This is a genomic window from Plantactinospora sp. WMMC1484 (assembly GCF_049315195.1).
Classification (GTDB): Bacteria; Actinomycetota; Actinomycetes; order Mycobacteriales; family Micromonosporaceae; genus Plantactinospora.
The window spans coordinates 5,667,278-5,686,167 of sequence record NZ_CP186055.1 but is presented as its reverse complement, the minus strand read 5'-3'; the positions used below and the strand labels follow the sequence as shown (position 1 = coordinate 5,686,167).

Below are 18,890 nucleotides of genomic sequence, written 5' to 3'. Positions count from 1 at the left end.
GGCCAAGAGACTATCGCCGGCCGCGACCCGGGCAGCCGGCGGCGGCCCTGAACCCTCGGTCCGCACGGCCTGACCGGGACGCGTCCCGGCCGCCGGTCAGGACGCGCGGGCGGTGAGCAGATAGTCGTCGGTCTCCGGACTCCATCGCAGCTCGACCGCGCCGCTGGTGGCAGCCGCCTTGCAGAACTGGAGGAAGCTTCGGTAGCCGAGCTTCTTCTCGCTGAAGTCGGGACGCGCCCGGCGCAGCTGCGTCTTCAGCCCGGAGAGCGCGACCGCCCCGTCGGCGCCGACGAGATCGAGGACCACGGTCCGGAGCAGCCCGAACGCCACCTCGCGGTCGCCGTGTTCCGGCAGGGAAACCCCGGGATCGCCCTTGGCCGGCCCCTCGGTCAGCTCGACCACGTTCTGCTCGGCGAGGTGCCGGAGCAGCTCACCGAAGGCGCGGAACCCGTAGTCGGACTCGCTGAAGGTCGGATCCTTGCGCAGCAGGGTGCGCTTCAGCGTCGAGGCGGTCACCTCCCCGCTGGAGCTGCCCTGCAAGCCTGCCACCGTCTGGGCCACCAGTTCGGCGAGGGTGTCGACGTCGCGTACGGCCTCCTCGCCCTCCTGCCGGGACTCGGCGCCCGGCTCCGCCCGCTGCTCCGGGGTTGCCCGCTGCCCCGGCTCCTCGGCCTGGTCCGGCTCGGTGGTCGGCGCCCCGCCGGCGAGCCGGGACGGCCGGCCGCGCCGGCTCCGGCTGGCGGGGATGTCGACTCCTTCGAGGCGGTCGTAGTAGAGGAACTCGTCGCAGGCGGGCGGGAGCAGCGCCGAGGTGGACTTCTCCACCCCGACGCCGATCACCCGCTTGTTGAGTTCGCGGAGCTTGTGCACCAGCGGGGTGAAGTCGCTGTCACCGGTGCAGATCACGAAGGTGGAGATGTAACCGCGTTCGAAGGCCAGTTCGACGGCGTCGACCGCCATCTTGATGTCGGCGGCATTCTTGCGGCTCGCACCCATCCGCTGGGGGATCTCGATCAGTTCCACATGTGACCGGGTGAGCATCCGGCGGTCCTCGCCAAAGAACGACCAGTCGGCGTACGCCCGGCGGACCACCACCCGCCCGCGCTCGGCGAGCGCGTCGGCGATCGGGCGGAAGTCGAAGACCAGGCCGCCGAGATGGTCCCGCGCGCCGAGCGCGAGGTTCTCGTAGTCGAGGAAGAGGGCTATCCGGTCTTCTTGATCCACGCGGTTCAGCCTACGCCCGGTGGGCGGTTGTCCGGCATAGGCCGGGTTGTTGCCGCACGTCCGGATCGGTACGCTCCCTTCGGCAACCGTCGATGATCATGGGGGTGGCGCAGTGCCGGAAAACGTGAGTCGCCGGATGGCGATCGGAATGGGCGCGGCCGCGGCCACGCTGGTGGCGACGGGGCGGCCCGCTGCCGCCGCACCGGTCAGCACGGTCGCGGTCGGTCGGGCGCCGGTCTCCGGGCCGGACGGGCCGGTCGGGCAGCTCGGCGCCCGCACCGCCCAGGCGAGGATCCAGCAGGCGTACGCGACCCAGAGGGCCCGGGCCGGCGGCGTCTGGCACTCGCACATCGCGATGGTGAACGCCTCCGGGGCCCTGGAGACGATCGTGGCGGACGACATCGACCGGGTGACCCACGGCTACAGCGTGCAGAAACTCGCGGTCGCGGTGGCGGTGATGGACAAGATCGACCGTGGTGAGCTGCGGCTCGACCAGAAGCTCGACCTGACCGCCGACATCATCCTCGGCGGCACCGGCATCTACTTCCTGCACACCGTCTGGGGCGACGACATCACGGTCGCCAACTTCCTCACCGCGATGCTGCTGGTCTCGGACAACACGGCGGTCCGGATGTGCGGGCGGGTCGTTCCGGCGTTGGAGATCAACGAGATCCTCGCCGCCAAGGGCTTCACGCACACCCGCGTCGAACCGGTGGCCAACCCGAACCGGTTCTTCCTCGGCGTCACCACGCCCCGGGAAACCCACGACCTGCTCTGGCGACTGGCCAACAAGACGATCCTCTCAGCCAGGTCGGCCGATTTCCTGCTCGGCATCCTGCGCTGGATCAACGGCTACCACGACGGGGTCCGCCGCAACATGTCCTCGGCCGAGCGCAGCCGGGTCGCCACCAAGTACGGCGCGGACTTCGACGACCTGGGCGCCGCCCGGCACGAGACCGGCATCATGTTCGACCGCAGCGGGGCGCCGACACTGACCTACGCGATGTTCGCCGACTCCCTCGGCGACCTCGACAACTACGGCGCGACGCATCCGGCGGTGCAGGCGCACGCGGTGCTCGGCCGGACCATGTTCGACGCGATCGACACGGTCACCAACCGCACCGCGAAGGCCCGCCACGCGGTCGACCCGTTCCGCCCGGTCGACGGCGGCTGACCCGGCCGTCGGCGAGCCTGCGACGGGGGTGGCGGTTCAGTGGATCCGCCGCCCCCGCGCGTCCGGCACCCCGGACTTGCGGAAGAAGTAGGTGTTGATCCGGTCCCGCCACTCCTCGGCGCAGCGCAGCTGCTCGGCGAGGCGTTCGGCCACCCTGTCGTGCAACGCCGGGTCGACCAGCCCGGTGCCGGCGATCCGCTCCCACCGGCGTCGCATCTCGACCACCTCCTCCACCCCGGCGAAGTGCGTGTCGTAGATGTGCTGCACCACCGTCGACCCGGAGCGCAGCACGTGCCGGTAGGGCACGTGGTGGAAGAAGAGCAGCAGCTCGTCCGGGCACTCCGCCAGCGACTCGTACCGGTCCGCCCACGGCTGCGGGTACTGGCCGGTGAACCCGGTTCCCGTGGCCCGGGTGCGGTCCACCCCGACACCGTCCCGGTCGGCAAAGTGGTAGGTGCCCCAGCGCGAGTACTCGTAGCCGTCCACTGCCGGCCCGTAGTGCGTGCCCGGCACGACCATGAAGCCGACGCCGAGCGGCGCGGTGTAGCGCTCGTAGGTCCGCCACGAGCCGTCCATCAGCGCGTGCAGCGTGCCGCGCAGCAGCTCCGGATCGCCGGTCTCCGCCGGCGTGAAGGTGAGGTCGATCCACTCGTCGAGCACGGCCACCGGGTCGAGGTCGGGCGCCCAGGCGAGCCGGCCGATCGCGTAGAGGTTGGCCTGGGCGAGCGGGTGCCCGGTCCAGTAGTGGTCGTCACCGACATTGGAGACCACCACCAGGCCGCCGCCCCGCGCGGGCGCCTTGTCGGCGTCCCGTGCCTCGCCGCCGACCAGGTCGGCGACGGTCGGCCCGGCCGGGCCCCACGGGGCGAAGCGCAGCACCTCGCTCCAGTACGGGCCCAGATAGCAGACGTGCCGCTGCTGCCCGGTGTATTCCTGGGTCGCCTGAAACTCCACCGCCAGCCGGGTGCCCGGCATGGCCGCGAGCACCGGTGAGACCGGCTCGCGGGCCTGGAAGTCCATCGGACCGTGCTTCACCTGGAGGACCACGTTCTCCCGGAACCGGCCGTCCAATGGGGTGAAGTGGTCGTACGCCGCCCTGGCCCGGTCGGTCGACCGGTCGCGCCAGTCCTGCCGGTGGTTGTAGACGAAGGCACGCCAGTGCACGAGACCACCGAACGGCGCGAGCGCGTCGGCGAGCATGTTGGCCCCGTCGGCGTGGCTGCGGCCGTACCGGAAGGGGCCCGGCTGCCCCTCAGAGTCGGCCTTCACCATGAAGCCGCCGAAGTCCGGGATCGCCTCGTACACCCGGCGGACCGCCTTCGACCACCAGGCCCGCACGTCGTCGTCGAGCGGATCGGCGGTGGGCAGCTCGCCGAGCACGACCGGCGCGGCGAAGTTCACCGACAGGTGCAGCCGGATCCCGTACGGGCGGACGAGGTCGGCGAGCGCCGCGACGTCGTCCAGCCGCTCCGTCAGCAGTCGGGTCTCCGTCTCGTGCACGTTGACGTTGTTGACCGCGAGCGCGTTCAGGCCGCAGGCGGCGAGCAGGCGCGCGTAGTCGCGTACCCGATCGGGGTCGTGCCGGGGCGCGCCGTCGCGCCAGAAGACCGACCCGCCCGCGTAGCCGCGTTCGACCTGCCCCATCCGTGGGTCCACGGCGACGTTGTCCCAGTGGCTGACCAGTCGCAGCCGCAGCGCCGGCCGGTGTACCTCGACCGGACGGTCCGTCCCGAACGCCGCCGCGCCGAGCCGGACGACGTGGAAGAAACCGTAGAGTAGCCCGGCCGGCTCGTCGGCGAGCACCACCGTGACGCCGTCCCGGCAGGCCAGCGCGAAGCCCTCCGGGCCGAGCCCCACGGCCGTCCCGGTGACGACCGTCGCCGCGATCTCCTGCGTCGCGGTCCCCACACCGGGTGGCAGCGGCCCGGACGTGCGGAGCGCGAGCATGAGATCGACCGGGGCGGACATCCCCGGCCGGGGGTCGACGGTGCCGGCACCGCCCCGCTCCGGAGCCGCGTCGCCGGGCAACCGCCGCACCGTGCCGCCGTACCGGGCGCAGGCCCGGCCGATCTCGTCGCGCACCGTGTCGACGAGCGTGCCGTCGCCGCTGATCAGGGTCTGCCGCGTGCCGACCGCCCGGAACGCCTCCGGCGGCAGCCACGCCGGATGGGTCCCCGCCGGTCCGACCTTGGCGGCTGCTGTCCGGGACGGGGCCGTCACCGCTGCGCTCCCTCGCTGTCCCGGGCCACGGCGGTGCTGGGCAGGCGGTTCTCCTCGCGTAGCAGCAGCACGCCGCGCGGGTCGAGTCGGATCGACTCGCCCGGCTCCAGCCGGCCGCCGCCGAGCAGGTCGGTGGCGGCGGTGTGCGCGACCGTCTCGACCGGCTCGGTGCCATGGTTGAGTAGGAAACGCAGCCGCGTCCCGTCCGGAGCGACCCGCACCGTCGTCTCCAGGTCGGGGACGTCCGCATACGGCCCGACCAGGTCGTGCCGCTCCAGCACCCGCCGGACCACCCAGTCCACACCGGGCTGGTCCAAACCGGCGGCGACGTACCAGCCGTGACCGGCACCGTAGGCGTGCCGGGTCACCGCCGGGGTGCCGGCGTAGAAGTCGGCCTGGTAGGTGCCGAGCACCTCGGCGCCCTCCGGGATCACCAGCTCGAAGAGGAGCCGCGCCTCGACCTCGAGCTCGGCGGCCTCGTCGCCTGTCTCGTCGTCGGCGCCGGTCCCGGCCGGTGCCGCAGGGTCGCGCAGCCGGACCGGGTTGACCACCTCGGGGCCCCGGGCGTCCCACTCGTCGATCCGGATCCCCATCAGCGGTCCGAGCGGGCCCGGCACGTCCGCGAGGAAGGCGTTGTCGTTCTCGTCGACCCGTCCGGAGAGGAACGTCGTCAGCACCGAGCCGCCGTGCTCGGCCACCTCGGCCAGCCGCTGCGGCAGATCGCCCTTGAGCATGTGCAGTGCGGGCGCGACCACCACCCGGTAGCCGGCGAGGTCGGCGGTGACCGGCAGCACGTCGACGTCGGTCCCGGCGGCCCAGAGCGCCCGGTAGTACGCGTGCACGATCTGCTGGTAGCGCAGCAGCCGGGACGGGCCGTCGGAGATCTCCAGCGCCCACCAGCTGTCCCAGTCGAAGAGCAGGGCGACCCGGGCCGGTGTCCGGGCGCCAAGCGTCGCCGTGCCGAGCCGGTCGAGTTCGGCGCCGAGCTCGGCCACCTCCCGGAAGACCCGGGTGTCCTGCCGTCCGGCGTGCCCGATCACCGCGCCGTGGTATTTCTCGCAGGCCCCCCGGCTGGCCCGCATCTGGAAGAAGAGGACCGCGTCGGCGCCGTGTGCCACCGCCTGCCAGCTCCACAGCCGCATCACCCCGGGCCGCTTGAGCGGGTTGACGTCCCGGGAAGCGGTGTAGCTCGGGGTCTGCTCCATCAGCCAGAACGGCTGGCCGCCCTTGAGCCCACGCATCAGGTCGTGGGTCAGCGCCATCCAGGCCGGCGAGTCGTCGTCCGGCGGGTAGTTGTCCCAGGAGGCGAAGTCGAGGTGCGGCGCCCAGCGGTGGTAGTCGATCGGCCGGTACATCCCCATGAAGTTCGTGGTGACCGGGACGTCCGGGCTGGACTCGCGGATCGCCGCCAACTCGTCACGGAAGTTCGCCAACATCGCGTCCGACATGAACCGCAGGTAGTCGAGCGTGATGCCCTGGAAGGCGGTGTGGTTCGGCCCGCGCCAGTGCTCGGTCAGCGCCGACGGCGGCTCGATCTCGGCCCAGTCGGTGAAGGTGTGTGACCAGAACGTCGTGTACCAGGCCGCGTTGAGCGCGTCGAGGCTACCGTAGCGGTCGCGCAGCCAGCCGCGGAAGCCGGCGGCGCAGAGGTCGCAGTAGCAGGCGCCGCCGTACTCGTTGCCGACGTGCCAGGCGACGACGGCGGGGTTGCCGGCGTAGCGGCGGGCGACCCGGCGGGCCAGTTCGGTGGAGAGCCGGCGGAACACCGGCGAGCTGGGGCAGGAGTTGTGCCGCTGTCCGTACCGGTGCCGGCGCCCCTCGAAGTCCGTCCGGGTCACCTCCGGATGGGCCCGGGCCAGCCACGCCGGATGCGCCCCGGTGCCGGTGGCCAGGCAGATCTGCCGCCCCTCGGCGGCGGCCCGCCCGACGACCCGGTCCAGCGTCGAGAAGTCGTAGACATCCGGTGCCGGCTGGGTCAGCGCCCAGTCGAAGACGCCGAGGGTGACGGTGTCGATCCGGGCGGCGTCGAAGAGCCGGTAGTCCTCCTTCCAGACCTCCTCCGGCCACTGCTCGGGGTTGTAGTCGCCACCGAAGGCGATCTTCGGGATGCGGGGCAGACCTGTGCGGCTCACGCCGTGAACTCCTCTTTCACCTTGCCGATCAGGGGGCGGCAGTTGCGGACCAGGGCCAGCACCACGACCGAGCCGAGCAGCCCGAGTACCGCCTCGGAGGTGACCCAGACGACCCCGGCGGCCAGCACCAGCAGGGAGAGGGTGCCCAGCGTCACCCCCGGGGTGTGGCCGAGGAAGTGCAGCGCGAGCCGGGCGACGTCGCGGACCCGGAAGCGGAACAGCGAGGTGATCACCAGGGCGTTGACCCCCCAGAGCGTCACGCCGACCGCGACCAGGACCAGCGGGATCCGCCACCAGCCCGGTACGGCGGCGGCGGCGAAGTTGCTCAGGTTCAGCGCGACGATGGTCAGCCAGGCCAGCCAGGGGGCCCAGATCGCCAGCGCGCCCAGGAAGTTCGCCCGGTAGCCGCGCCAGAACAGCACCGCCGGCTTCAGATCGGTCAGGTCCGGGCGGTGGTGGTGCAGCGCGTAGAGGGCGGCGGCCAGGGCCGGCCCGAGCGGCAGCGCGCAGAGCGCGACCAGCGGAAGGTTGCTGCTGTGCCGGTCGAGCAGGAAGAGCGGGACCAGGCCGGGCAGGGTGGTCAGCACCAGCAGCACCTCCACCAGCAGCAGGCTGTAGACCAGCGCCGCGGCCCGGGAGAGCGGTCCGGTGCCGAACCGGCCGGCGGCTCGGCCGAGGTCGTTCATTCCTGCTCCCTCCGCGCTGTCTGCCCATGGCGGGCTGTTCCGCCCTCCGCCGGAGGCTGGCCGAGCAGCCGGGTCTCGTCCCACCACGGCGGGGTTTCGTCGACCACCGCCGTGATCTCCGCCAGGGTCACCTCGTGCCGGGCCAGGGTGAGGTCGAGCGCGACGCGCCCGGCGACGATCGGCAGGCTGCGGTGGGTACGGGCCGGCTCGGCCGCCTCCCGCAGTGCGTCGAGCTGCGCCGGTCGCGGTGAGCGGGGGCGGCCCAGCTCCGACCAGGCCGTCCAGGCGTTGCCGAGTTCCTCGTTGACCGTGGAGCGGAGCAGGAAGGCGGAGGCGGCCCCCGGCGGCCCGACCGGGATCGAGAGCGCCACCCGGTGCCGGTCGACCGGCGCCGCGCCGGTGACGTCCACCGGAGCCCAGGCGAGCACGGCGATCCGGCCGGCGGCGTCCCGGGTGACCAGGTGGTCCGTGCCGCGCGCCAGCACCTCGTCGCCGAGCCGGGCGAAGAAGGCGTAGAGGTGGTAGGTGGGCTTCTTGATCTGGCGGTGGGTGAGCAGCCCGAAGCCGCCGTGGAAGAGCGAGGTCGGGATGCCGACCTCCTCGAACATGTCGCTGAAGGTCCAGTACGAGAAGGAGTCGACCAGCTCGCCGCCGGCGGCCAGCACCGGTGCCAGGTACGCGGCGTGCAGCGCCGTGTCGTGGATCGGGTTGTCCGGCCGGTAGGAGGAGTTGAACTCGGTGATGTGCACCGGCAGCTCGGCCAGGGCGGTGTCCCGGAGCAGCTCCCGGGGCGTGCCGAACTGCTCCAGCAACGTGGCGGCGGGCTTGAGGGTCTGGTGTACGCCGAACGGCACGTGCTGGGCCGGCCCGGAGGTGTAGGCGTGCTTGCTGACGAAGTCGACCGGCACGTCCCGGGCGGCGACGAAGTCGGCGAAGCGCGGCAGCCAGTCGTCGGCGCCGGGGGAGAGGGCCGGCCCACCGACCTGGAGGTCCGCGTCCACCTCCTTGACGGCGTGCGCGGTCACCTCGTACAGCCGGTGGTACGCCTTCTCGTCCGCGCCCTGCCAGAACTGTTCGAGGTTCGGCTCGTTCCACACCTCGATCGGCCAGCGTCGCACCTCGGTCAGGCCGTACCGGTCGACCAGGTGCGCCACGGTGGCCCGGACCAGGTCGGCCCACTCCGACTCCGAGCGGGGTGGGGTGACGTTGCCGCGCCACCAGAAGACGGTCTGGGCGCCGGAGGCGAGTTCGGCGGGCATGAAGCCCAGCTCCAGGAAGGGCCGGATGCCGAGGTCGAGGTAGGCGTCGATCACCTGGTCGACGTAGGTGAAGCTGTGCTCGATGCGGCGCGAACCGTCGTGCTCGTACGGTCGGTGGACGCCGACACCGTCGCTGAGCAGCCCGTGCCCGCGGATGTGCCGGAAGCCGATCTCCCGCTGGACCAGCGCCAGCGAGTCCTGGTAGTCGCGCCGCAGCGCGAGTTCGAAGCGACCCGTCCCGACGCAGAGCCGCCAGGCGTCGGAGAGTCGTCCCGTCGGGTGCTCCGGTACGGGGATGTGCATTGTGGTCCTCTGTTCCGCGTTGCGCGGCCCCACCCGCACCGGGTGGTCCGGGCAGGGCCCCCTGGCCGGCGTCCGGTCCGGTCGTGCCCGGGGCGCGGGCACGACCGGACCGGAACCGTCAGCCGTGTTCCTTCTGGTAACGCTCGTACGCCTCCTGCACCTTCGTCATGTAGGCATCCATGTTCTTGCTCTTCAGCTCGGCCACGTAGGCATCCCACTGGGCGAGGTCCCGCTGCCCGAGGATGAACTGCAGGGTCGCCTGGTAGACGAAGTCCTGTAGCGGCGTCTGCCAGAGCGAGACCTGCTCACGCTCCTCGTCGGTGAAGGGGTACGGCGGCGCCACCGGGCGCGGCGTCCGGGCGTTCATCACGGCCTGGAACTCCTGCTCCTCCGGGGAGAAGAAGGACTGCACCAACTCCGGCTTGCCGCCGTAGGCGAAGACGCCGTTGTAGAAGCCGAAGTCCTTCTGCAGGTGCTTCGGTGCGTCCGGGTTGAGCCCGATCACGTTGACGTCCGGCGCCAGGGTGGGCTTGCCGGAGGCGTCCTTGACGAAGGTGGTGCCCTCGACGCCCCACCGGGCAAACATCTGGCCGTCGTCGGAGTAGTAGAGCCAGTCGATGAACTGCATCATCGCGACGAAGTTCTTGCTGTCCCGGGCCTTCGACGAGATCATGACACCGTTCTCCAGCCGGCTGGAGGGGTTGATCTCACCCGCCGGCCCGATCGGCAGCGGGATCTTGGTCATCGTCGCCTTCGGCAGGGTCTTCGCCAGGTCCGGGCGGTATTCGTTGACAAGCGTCTGTGCGTTGGTGCTGATCACGAAGGACTTGCCGTTGGCGAGCTTCTGTCGGGCCTGGTCGTCGGTCTGGGTGAAGCTCTCCGGGTCGAGCAGCCCTTCCTTCACCAGCTTGTTGAGGTAGGTCAACATCTGCTTGTACGGCTCGCTCGCGCCGGTGTAGAAGAGCTTCTTGGCGTTCGCGTCCCAGCTGATGTGCTGGAAGTTCCAGCCGGCGCCCTCCAGGCCGTACGAGGCGGCGAGGATGTTGAGCAGGTTACCGCCCGGGTTGGGCTGGCTGAACCGGTCGGAGAACGGGGTGCTGTCCGGGTACCTCGTCTTCATCGCCTTGAGCACGGTGTAGAGGTCGTCCCAGGTCTTGGGGATCTCGAGGTTGAGCTCGGCGAGGATGTCGGTACGCACCGCCAGCGAGTAGTCGTGCCAGGGCTTCTCGTGCACGCCGGGGAGAAGGTAGTACTTGCCGTCCGCCTGACGGCGCTGGTTGATCTCAGGTGCGAGGTTCCACTTCTCGATCTTGTCCTTGAAGTTCGGCATCAGATCGAGGTAGTCGCTGACCGGGAGGATCGCGCCGGAGGAGACGAAGGTGTCCTCCTGGCTGGGATAGGTCTTCGGGATGATGAACGGCGCGTCACCGGCACCGACCAGCAGGCTCCGCTTCTGGTTGTAGTCGCTCAGCGGCACCTCGACCGGCTCCAGCGTGACGTTGGTCCGCTTGGTCAGCTCGGACCAGAAGAGCCAGTCCTTCTTGTTCGGGTAGTTCGGGTGGTTGTTGTAGAGGATGGAGAACGAGACCGGCTCGGTCGCCTTGAACTGCTGGTTGACGCCGTACTCGGACATCGCGCCGACGCGGTTCTCCGACAGGTCCGTTGCCTCGGAGTCGTCGCCACTGCCGCAGGCGACGAGCGAGAGGGTGAGCGCGCCGGCAGCGACCACCGCTGCTCGGCGCCGGGCTCGTGGGAACATCGGGCTTCCTTTCGCTGGTGGTTCGTGGGTTTGCGACGGCTCACACCCGCCTGCCGGGCTATCCCTTCACCGCGCCGAGCATCACGCCCGACACGAAATAGCGCTGGACGAAGGGGTAGACCAGCAGGATGGGCAGGGTGGTGAGCACGATGGTGACGGACTTGAGGGTCGCCTCCGCCTGCACCTCGTTCGCCTCGTTGATGGCGCCGACGTTCTCCGCGCCGACGGCCCCGGCGATCAGGTTGCGCAGGTAGACGGTGACCGGCAGCAGGTCCTGCCGGTCCATGTAGAGGAATGCGGCGAACCACGAGTTCCAGAAGGAGACGGCGTAGAAGAGGATCATCGTGGCGATGACCGCCTTCGACAGCGGAAGCACGATCCGCCAGAGGATCCCGTACGTGTTCAGGCCGTCGACCGCCGCGGCCTCTTCCAGGTCCACCGGCAGGCTCTCGAAGAACGCCTTCATGACCAGCAGGTTGAAGACGCTTATCGCGTTGGGCAGCACGATCGCCCAGATCGTGTTCTTCATGCCCAGGCTGCTGATCAGGACGTAGTTGGGGATCAGCCCGCCGTTGAAGAACATGGTGAAGACCGCGATGCCGATCAGCGCGGTGCGCCCCTTGAGGTGCTTCTTGGAGAGCACGTAGGCGAAGCAGGTGGTCATCACCATCGCGATGAGCGTCGCGACGACGGTGTAGACCACGGTGTTGCGGTAGTTGGTCCAGAAGAGCGAGTCCTTCATCACCAGCGCGTACGTGTCGGTGTTGAACCCGCGCGGCACGAGGGTCACCTCACCGGCGATGATGTACGCCTCGTCGCTGAGCGACCGGGCCACGATGTTGAGGAAGGGATAGAGCGTCACCACGACGACGCCGGTCAGCACGACGGCGTTGATCACCTGGAAGATCCGGTAACCGCGGGTGTCCTTGATGCCCCGTCGCCGCCTCCGGGGCCGGGCCAGTTTCTCCGTGGCCCGGTCCGGGTCGGCAGCGGTGCCGGAATCGACGGTGCTGGAATCGACGGTCACCACAGGCTCGTCCCCACTGTGCGACGGGAGATCGCGTTCGCGGACAGGACCAGAGTCAGCCCGATCACGGCTTCGAAGAGTCCGATCGCGGCGGCGTAGCTGAAGTTGCTCGACTGGAAGGCCATCCGGAACAGATACGTGGAGATCACGTCCGCCGTCGGGTAGGTCAGCGGGTTGTAGAGCAGCAGGATCTTCTCGAAGCCGACCGCCATGAACGTACCGATGTTGAGGATGAGCAGCGTGACCATCGTCGGCCGGATGCCCGGCAGCGTGACGTGCCAGGTCTGGCGCCACCGGTTGGCGCCGTCGATCCGGGCCGCCTCGTAGAGGTTGTCGTCGATCGTGGTGAGGGCGGCGAGGTAGAGGATGGTGCCCCAGCCGACCGTCTGCCACACCTCGGACGAGACGTAGATGGTCCGGAACCACTCCGGCCGTTGCAGGAACGGGATGGGGTCCTCGCCCAAGAGCCGCACGATCTGGTTCGCGGTGCCGTCGATGTAGAGCAGCTGCATCACCATCGCGGCCACGATCACGATCGACAGGAAGTGCGGCAGGTAGGAGACCGACTGGACGAAGCGCTTGAGCTTACGATTCCGGACCTCGTTGAGCAGCAGCGCCAGCACGACCGGCAGTGGGAAGACAACCACCAGGGTCAGCGTGCCCAGGATCAGGGTGTTGGTGAAGACGTTCCAGAACGACGGGTCGCCGAGGAACATCTTCACGTACCGCAAACCGACCCAGTATTCGCCGAAGATGCTGCCGCCGGGCTGGAACCGCCTGAAGGCGATCACGTTGCCGAGCATCGGCAGGTAACGGAAGATCAGGAAGAAGAGCAGTGGCAGGATCGCCAGCGAATAGAGCTGCCAGTCCCGGCGGAACGCCTGCCGCCAGGTCCGGCGGTGTGGGCGGGACCGGCGGCGGGGCGTCGGCTGCCGCGGGTCGCCCTCGACGGTGACCCGCGGCGGTGGACCTGCCGTGGTCGGTGCGCTCATCCTCGTACCTCCGCAGTGCTGGGCGGGAGTGCGGCGACCGGCGTGACGCGGGCCGGTGACAGCAGCCGCCGCTCGGGACCGACCTCGCGCTCCCCGCCGACCAGGCGCAGCCGCAGCGTGGCCGCCGGGTCGGCACTGGACCGGCCGAACCGCAGCTCGACGTCGCCCGGCTCGACGATCCGCCGGCCGTGCAGCCCGCAGAAGGACGTAACGTCGGCCGGGACCACGAACGTCACGTACGCCGCCTCGCCAACCTCCAGCGCGACCCGCGTGTAGCCGATCAGCCGGACCACCGGCCTGGTGACCTGGGCGACCGCGTCGTGCAGGTAGAGCTGCACGACCTCGGTGCCGGCCCGCGACCCGGTGTTCCGAACCGTGATCCGCACCGTCACCTCGCCGTCGACCGGCCACCGGACCGGAGAGCCCTGGCCGCCGCTGTTGCCACTGGTGCCGGCACCGCCGCCGCTGCCGGCGTCGAGGATCTCCGGCTCGGTCCACTCGAACGTCGTGTAGCTCAGCCCGTGCCCGAACGGGTACGCCGCCGTCGGGTCGACCGACGACACCTCCGAGCGGCGGCCCAGCGGCGGGGCCAGATAGGTGGTGGGCAACCCGGCGGCGTCCCGGGGCACGCTGACCGGCAGCCGCCCGGACGGGTTCACCGCGCCGGTGAGCACCTCGGCCAGCGCCTGGCCACCCAGCTGCCCCGGGAAGAAGGCGTGTACGACCGCAGCGGCCGCGTCGAACTCGTCGCCGAGCGCGTACGGGCGGCCGGCCAGCAGCACCAGCACCACCGGGGTGCCGGTGGCGAGTACGGCCCGGACCAGTTCCGCCTGCACGCCCGGCAGCCGCAGGTCGACGGCGTCGCACCCCTCACCGGAGGTGCCCCGGCCGAAGAGGCCGGCCCGGTCGCCGACGGCGAGCACGCAGACGTCCGACTCCCGCGCGGCGGCGACCGCCTCGGCGAATCCGGAGGTGTCCTCGCCGGTGATGTCGCAGCCCGGCGCGTGGCGCAGCCGCACCGGGAGCCGGTCGAGCGCGTCGCGCAGCGAGGGGATCTCGACGCCCATCCCGTGCCCGGGGTGCTGCACCCCGACATGCGCGGGGAAGGTGTAGCAGCCGAGCATGCCCATCGGGTCGTCGGCGAGCGGACCCACCAGCGCCACCCGCTGCTCCGGAGCGAGCGGCAGCACGCCGCCGGTGTTGCGCAGCAGGACGACGGACTCCCGGGCCAGCGCGAGTGAGACCGCGCGGTCGCGCTCGTCGTCGAAGTCGAGCGTCTCGACGTCGTCGGGAAGCGGTTGCCACTCCTCGTCGAGCAGGCCGAGCTCGGCCTTCTGGATCAGCACCCGGCGCAGGGCCCGGTCGACCAGAGCCTCGTCGACCGCGCCGGAGCGTACCGCCTCGACCAGCGGGGCTCCGTAGACGTCCACCGTGGGCAGCTCCACGTCGATCCCGGCCCGCAGGGCGAGCCGGGCCGCGTCGCCGGCCTCGGCGGCCACCCGGTGGTTGGTCTGCAGGAACCGGATCGCGAAGTAGTCGGCGACCACGATGCCGGTGAAGCCCCACTCGTCGCGGAGCAGGCCGGTCAGCAGCGACTCGTCGGCGGCGGCCGGGAGACCGTCGATCTCGGCGTACGAGTTCATCACCGACCGAGCGCCGCCGAGCCGCACCGCCATCTCGAACGGCGGCAGGATGACGTCGGCGAACTCGCGGCGGCCCATCGGCACCGGCGCGTGGTTGCGCCCGCCGCGCGAGGCCGAATAGCCGGCGAAGTGTTTCAGGGTGGCGACGACGCCGCCGCGTTCCAGTCCTCGGACGTACGCCGCACCCACCGTCCCGACCAGGTAGGGGTCCTCGCCGATGGTCTCCTCGGTCCGGCCCCACCGGTAGTCACGGGTCACGTCGAGCACCGGCGCCAGCCCCTGGTGTACGCCGGCGGCGCGCATGGCACGCGCGATCCGGCCGGCCGCCTCCGCCACCAGTTCGGGGTCGAAGGAGGCTCCCCAGTTCAGCGGTGCCGGATAGACGGTCGCCTGCCAGGCGGCGAAGCCGGTGAGGCACTCCTCGTGGACCTGGGCCGGGATCCCGAACCGACTCGCCGCGACGATCTGGGCCTGCGAGGCGGCCAGGGAACGCGCACCGGCGACCGGGTCGACCGGCGCGGTCCCGAACGGGCGGGTGAGCTGGCCGAGGCCGTGCGCGATGATGTCCTGCCACCGCACGCCGTCACCGATCATCTCGGCCTGGTGCGGGGCGACCCCTTCACCCGACGCCTCCGCACCGACCCAGACCCCGACGAGCTGGGCGACCTTCTCCTCCAGGGACATCAGCGGAAGGAGGGTCTCGGCCCGCTGGGCGGGAGAGAGCCCCGGATCGCGCCATGGAGCGGAGATCTCCGTCGTGGCGCCGTCGGCGACGGGCGACTGGCCTGTCATGCCATCCCTTCGGGGTCGACCGCGACGCTGTCCTACGTGGGTGGTGGGCAGCCCGGGCCGGCGTGTCATCGAAACTTTCGGCAATGTCCGCGTTACCTGTGCCGGGGAACTTAAGCGTCGTGACGAAGATGTGTCAAGGGTCTCTGAACTGCTGTATCCGTGATGGGACCGAGTATCGGGCGGTAACGGTCCGGATGGCTGGTCGAGACGCGCCGCACGATCACGCAACGATCGGGTGGTCCGATGTTAAGGTTTCGCACCGAAAGTTTCGGGACCTTGCGGGAGGCTGTCAATGACGAGATCCCGGCGGATCGTCGGCTCAGGCGCCGCGACGATCGCGACCATCGCCGACGAGGTCGGCGTCTCCCTCACCACCGTCTCCAAGGTCCTCAACGGTCGCTCGGACGTCGCGCCCGAGACCCGGGCCAGGGTCGAGGCCAGCCTGGAGCGGAACCGCTACCGGCGGCGGGTGAAGCGCCAGCCGGCCGCGGTGAGCCAGATCGACCTGGTCTTCCACGAGGTCGACTCCGGCTGGGCCACGGAGATCATCCATGGGGTGGACGCGGTCGCCGAGGCGGCGAAGGTCGACGTCGTACTCTCCCAGCTCGGCGGGAGTCACCGGCCGCCGCAGCGGTGGCTGGACGGGGTGCTGTTGCGCCAGCCGCTCGGCGTGCTGCTCGTGCTCTGCAACCTGACTGAGCCGCAGTCGCAGCAGCTCCAGCGCCGCTCGATTCCCTTCGTGGTCATCGACACCGACAGCGCGACCTCGGCCTCGGTGCCGACCGTCGGCTCCAACAACTACAACGGCGGGCTGCTCGCCACCCGGCACCTGCTGGAGCTCGGCCACCGGCGGATCGCCTGCATCTCCGGCCCCGACGACATGCTGTGCAGTCGGGCCCGGACGGCCGGGTTCCGGTCCGCGCACGACGAGGCCGGGATACCGGTCGAGCCGGACCTGGTCCGGTACGGCATGTTCGCCGCCCACGCCGGCCACCAGCACGGGATGGAGTTGCTGAGCCGGCCGGACCGGCCGACGGCGATCTTCGCCGGCTCCGACATGCAGGCCCTGGGGGTGCTCCGGGCGGCCCGGCAACTCGGCCTGTCGGTCCCGACCGACCTCTCCGTGATCGGTTACGACAACCTGCCGGTGGCCGCCTGGGTCGGCCCCGCCCTGACCACCATCAACCAGCCGCTGCGGGACATGGCCGGCACGGCCGCACAGATGCTGCTCGACCTGGCCAGGGGAGCGACACTGCCGACCAGCCGGATCGACCTGGTCACCGAACTGGTCGTCCGCGAGAGCACCGCCCCACCTCCCGGGTGAGCGGTGCCCTCACCAGTCCGCGTCCTGGCACACCTTCTCGGTGGTGGGAGGCTCGATCTGCAGGGTGCAGTGGTCGATGCCGAACCTGTCGTGCAGCCGGGCCCGCGCCGCGGCCAGCACCGGCGCGACGTCGGCGCCCGGGGCCAGGGCGAGGTGCGCCGAGGCGACGTCCATCCCGGAGGTCAGGGTCCAGACGTGCAGGTCGTGCACACCGGCCACCCCCGGCACCGCGATCAGGCAGGTCGCCACGGCGCCGACGTCGATGTGCGGCGGCGCGGCCTGCACCAGCACCCGCACCGCGACCCGCGCCAACTGCCAGGTGCGGGGCAGGATGAAGAGGCCGACGGCGACCGCGACGACCAGGTCCGCGTACCGCCAGCCGGTGGTGGCGATGACGACGGCCGCGACGATCACCCCGACCGAGCCGAGCAGGTCGCCGAGGACCTCGAGGTATGCCCCCCGGACGTTGAGGCTCTCCCGGGCGCCCGCGCGCAGCAGCAGGAACGCGACCACGTTGGCGGCGAGGCCGATGACCGCGACCACCAGCATCGGTCCGGCCAGCACCTCCGGTGGGTCACCGAAGCGTCGGACCGCCTCGACGAGGACGAAGATCGCCACGCCGAAGAGGAGCACGGCGTTGGCGAGCGCGGCGAGCACCTCCAGCCGGTAGAGCCCGAAGGTGCGCTGGGCGTGCCGGGCCGCCCGACTGGCGGCGGTGATCGCGGCGAGGGCCAGCGCGATGCCGAGCACGTCGGTGAACATGTGCCCGGCGTCGGAGAGCAGGGCCAGGGACCCGGTCCACCATGCCGCCGCCGCCTCGACCACCATGGCGGCGCCGAGTACCGTCACCGCTGCCCACAGCGGCCTGCGATGGCGTTCACCCGCTCGTATCGCCTGGCCGCCGTGGTCGTGGCCCGCGCCCATGTGTCCAGCCTCCCGCCGTCGACGCCGTCGGGAACAAAATATGCGTACATTGCAATGTGTGCAAGTTGAAACTGGGACCCGATGTCGATGCTGACGTGCGCGGACCCTCTCCGATCGGCCGTCGGCCGACCCGGCCGCGCCTACCCGACGGATGCCGTCAGGCGCTCTCCCGCAGGACCAGCTCGGACGGGTACGCGGTGGCCGGCGGCACCCAGGCCCGATCGAGCGCGGCCGCCGCCGCTGCCGTGGCGATCCGCTCGACGGGGTGGCTTGCCGTGGTCAGGGCCGGTGCGCTCAGCTCGGCGAACGGCACGTCGTCGAAGCCGGCGACGGCGACGTCTCCCGGCGTGCCGATCCCGCGCCGACGCAGCACCGCGAGCGCGCCGAGCGCCATCGCGTCGCTGTTCGCGAAGACCGCGTCGGTGTCCGGCCAGCGGCGCAGAATCGTCAGCATCGCGGCCTGGCCGCCGGCGGCGGTGAAGTCGCCCGGCACCAGCCGGACCGGCAGCCCGGCCGCCGTCATCACCTCGTGGTAGGCCGCCACCGGCCGCCGGGTGCAGGGCATCCACTCCGGGCCGGTGATCATGGCGATCCGGCGCCGCCCCGATCCCTGGAGATGGCCGACGATGCTGCGGGTCGCGCCCCCGTTGTCGACGTCGAACGACGGTACGCTCCGGGAGCCGACACCGATCGAGACGACCCGTCCCGTCAGGGCGGCCGGCACCGCCTCCAGGATCGGTTCGGTGGTGTTGACCAGCAGCACACCCCGGACGCCCCGGTCCTCGGCCAACCGCGACAGCCGGGCGGGCGCGTGCAGCGGCAGCCACTCCAGCGACACCCCGACCTCGCGCAGCGCGCAGACCTCGGCGGCGGCCCGCACCACCCGGTCGACGTAGGGGTCGTGCAGCACGTCCGGCGCCCAGCCCGCGACGGCCACGACGAGGCGTACCCCGGTGCCGGAGGCGAGTGCCCGGGCCGCCGGGTCGGGCGCGTAGCCGAGTCGCGCGGCGGCCGCGACGACCCGGTCCCGGGCGGTCTCGGAGGCGGCGCCGTACCCGGCGATGACCCGGGAGGCCGTCGACCGGGAGACTCCCGCGATCCGGGCCACGTCCTCCAGGGTGGCCCGGCGCGGCGCCGGCCTAACCACGCCGGCTCCCGGCAACGGCGCGCGGCGGCGGAGCGGCGGACGAAGCGGCGGTACGACCGTGCTGGCGCATGGAAAAACTATGCCATGGCCCCTGAGGGACGGGGCGCCGGCGAACCCCGTGCCACCCCGCCCGGCCAGCACCGACCGACCTCACCGCTGCCGGCCCCACCTTTGCCGGCCCCACTGTTTACCGGCTTGCGTCGAGAGCGCTCCCAGGGGTGCGATCAGATTCGGTGGCGTGCCTCCGGGCCGGGGGCGCGGTGGTGCGCGCCGTCGAGGAAGCG

At 71.2% G+C, this 18,890-nt stretch carries 13 protein-coding genes; 2 read left to right on the top strand and 11 right to left on the bottom strand.

The window, feature by feature from the left end; genetic code table 11:
- Positions 1–96 precede the first annotated feature (96 nt).
- On the bottom strand, positions 97–1,224 hold the full coding sequence (locus ACN28C_RS24715; protein ID WP_422769912.1) for an NYN domain-containing protein: 1,128 nt from the start codon (positions 1,222–1,224) through the stop codon (positions 97–99).
- 136 nt (positions 1,225–1,360) lie between these two features.
- On the opposite strand from ACN28C_RS24715, the gene ACN28C_RS24710 reads away from it, so the two are divergent.
- On the top strand, positions 1,361–2,398 hold the full coding sequence (locus ACN28C_RS24710) for a serine hydrolase (protein WP_422769911.1): 1,038 nt from the start codon (positions 1,361–1,363) through the stop codon (positions 2,396–2,398).
- A 36-nt stretch (positions 2,399–2,434) separates the two neighbouring features.
- On the opposite strand, the gene ACN28C_RS24705 is transcribed toward ACN28C_RS24710, so the two are convergent.
- From ACN28C_RS24705 to ACN28C_RS24670, 8 genes are all read right to left on the bottom strand, one after another.
- Positions 2,435–4,618: an alpha-glucuronidase gene (locus tag ACN28C_RS24705; RefSeq protein ID WP_422769910.1), complete on the bottom strand. Its 2,184-nt coding sequence runs from the start codon at positions 4,616–4,618 to the stop codon at positions 2,435–2,437.
- Positions 4,615–6,750, bottom strand: coding sequence for a beta-galactosidase (locus tag ACN28C_RS24700; protein WP_422769909.1), 2,136 nt, complete (start codon positions 6,748–6,750; stop codon positions 4,615–4,617). Before ACN28C_RS24700 ends, ACN28C_RS24705 begins: the two co-directional genes overlap by 4 nt.
- Complete coding sequence (locus tag ACN28C_RS24695; protein WP_422769908.1) at positions 6,747–7,436, bottom strand: DUF624 domain-containing protein; 690 nt, start codon at positions 7,434–7,436, stop codon at positions 6,747–6,749. Before ACN28C_RS24695 ends, ACN28C_RS24700 begins: the two co-directional genes overlap by 4 nt.
- Positions 7,433–8,998, bottom strand: coding sequence for a GH39 family glycosyl hydrolase (locus ACN28C_RS24690; protein ID WP_422769907.1), 1,566 nt, complete (start codon positions 8,996–8,998; stop codon positions 7,433–7,435). Before ACN28C_RS24690 ends, ACN28C_RS24695 begins: the two co-directional genes overlap by 4 nt.
- A gap of 118 nt (positions 8,999–9,116) precedes the next feature.
- Positions 9,117–10,757, bottom strand: a complete 1,641-nt coding sequence (locus ACN28C_RS24685) for an extracellular solute-binding protein (RefSeq protein ID WP_422769906.1) — start codon at positions 10,755–10,757, stop codon at positions 9,117–9,119.
- Positions 10,758–10,815: 58 nt separating this feature from the next.
- Positions 10,816–11,784, bottom strand: a complete 969-nt coding sequence (locus ACN28C_RS24680) for a carbohydrate ABC transporter permease (protein WP_422769905.1) — start codon at positions 11,782–11,784, stop codon at positions 10,816–10,818.
- A complete protein-coding gene (locus tag ACN28C_RS24675; protein WP_422769904.1) occupies positions 11,781–12,776 on the bottom strand; it encodes an ABC transporter permease in 996 nt (331 codons plus the stop codon). The genes ACN28C_RS24680 and ACN28C_RS24675 overlap by 4 nt, the downstream gene beginning before the upstream one ends.
- Positions 12,773–15,211 carry a glycoside hydrolase family 3 N-terminal domain-containing protein gene (locus ACN28C_RS24670; RefSeq protein WP_422769903.1) on the bottom strand — a complete coding sequence of 813 codons (2,439 nt, stop codon included), beginning with the start codon at positions 15,209–15,211 and terminating at the stop codon, positions 12,773–12,775. Before ACN28C_RS24670 ends, ACN28C_RS24675 begins: the two co-directional genes overlap by 4 nt.
- A 292-nt stretch (positions 15,212–15,503) precedes the next feature.
- Here ACN28C_RS24670 and ACN28C_RS24665 point away from each other — a divergent pair, with 292 nt between their 5' ends.
- Complete coding sequence (locus ACN28C_RS24665; RefSeq protein WP_422769902.1) at positions 15,504–16,535, top strand: LacI family DNA-binding transcriptional regulator; 1,032 nt, start codon at positions 15,504–15,506, stop codon at positions 16,533–16,535.
- 9 nt (positions 16,536–16,544) lie between these two features.
- Here the strand turns inward: ACN28C_RS24665 and ACN28C_RS24660 are convergent, their stop codons facing one another.
- Complete coding sequence (locus ACN28C_RS24660) at positions 16,545–17,459, bottom strand: cation diffusion facilitator family transporter (protein ID WP_422769901.1); 915 nt, start codon at positions 17,457–17,459, stop codon at positions 16,545–16,547.
- Between the two features lie 157 nt (positions 17,460–17,616).
- Positions 17,617–18,606 (bottom strand): LacI family DNA-binding transcriptional regulator, encoded by a 990-nt coding sequence (locus ACN28C_RS24655; RefSeq protein WP_422769900.1) that lies wholly within the window; start codon positions 18,604–18,606, stop codon positions 17,617–17,619.
- Positions 18,607–18,890: the final 284 nt, after the last annotated feature.

Bases quoted from the DNA above. Each gene is read 5' to 3' on its own strand.
- ACN28C_RS24710 (WP_422769911.1), top strand. From the start codon at position 1,361: ATGGCGATCGGAATGGGCGCGGCCGCGGCCACGCTGGTGGCGACGGGG.
- ACN28C_RS24695 (WP_422769908.1), bottom strand. From the start codon at position 7,436: ATGAACGACCTCGGCCGAGCCGCCGGCCGGTTCGGCACCGGACCGCTC.
- ACN28C_RS24690 (WP_422769907.1), bottom strand. From the start codon at position 8,998: ATGCACATCCCCGTACCGGAGCACCCGACGGGACGACTCTCCGACGCC.
- ACN28C_RS24685 (WP_422769906.1), bottom strand. From the start codon at position 10,757: ATGTTCCCACGAGCCCGGCGCCGAGCAGCGGTGGTCGCTGCCGGCGCG.
- ACN28C_RS24675 (WP_422769904.1), bottom strand. From the start codon at position 12,776: ATGAGCGCACCGACCACGGCAGGTCCACCGCCGCGGGTCACCGTCGAG.
- ACN28C_RS24670 (WP_422769903.1), bottom strand. From the start codon at position 15,211: ATGACAGGCCAGTCGCCCGTCGCCGACGGCGCCACGACGGAGATCTCC.
- ACN28C_RS24665 (WP_422769902.1), top strand. From the start codon at position 15,504: ATGACGAGATCCCGGCGGATCGTCGGCTCAGGCGCCGCGACGATCGCG.
- ACN28C_RS24660 (WP_422769901.1), bottom strand. From the start codon at position 17,459: ATGGGCGCGGGCCACGACCACGGCGGCCAGGCGATACGAGCGGGTGAA.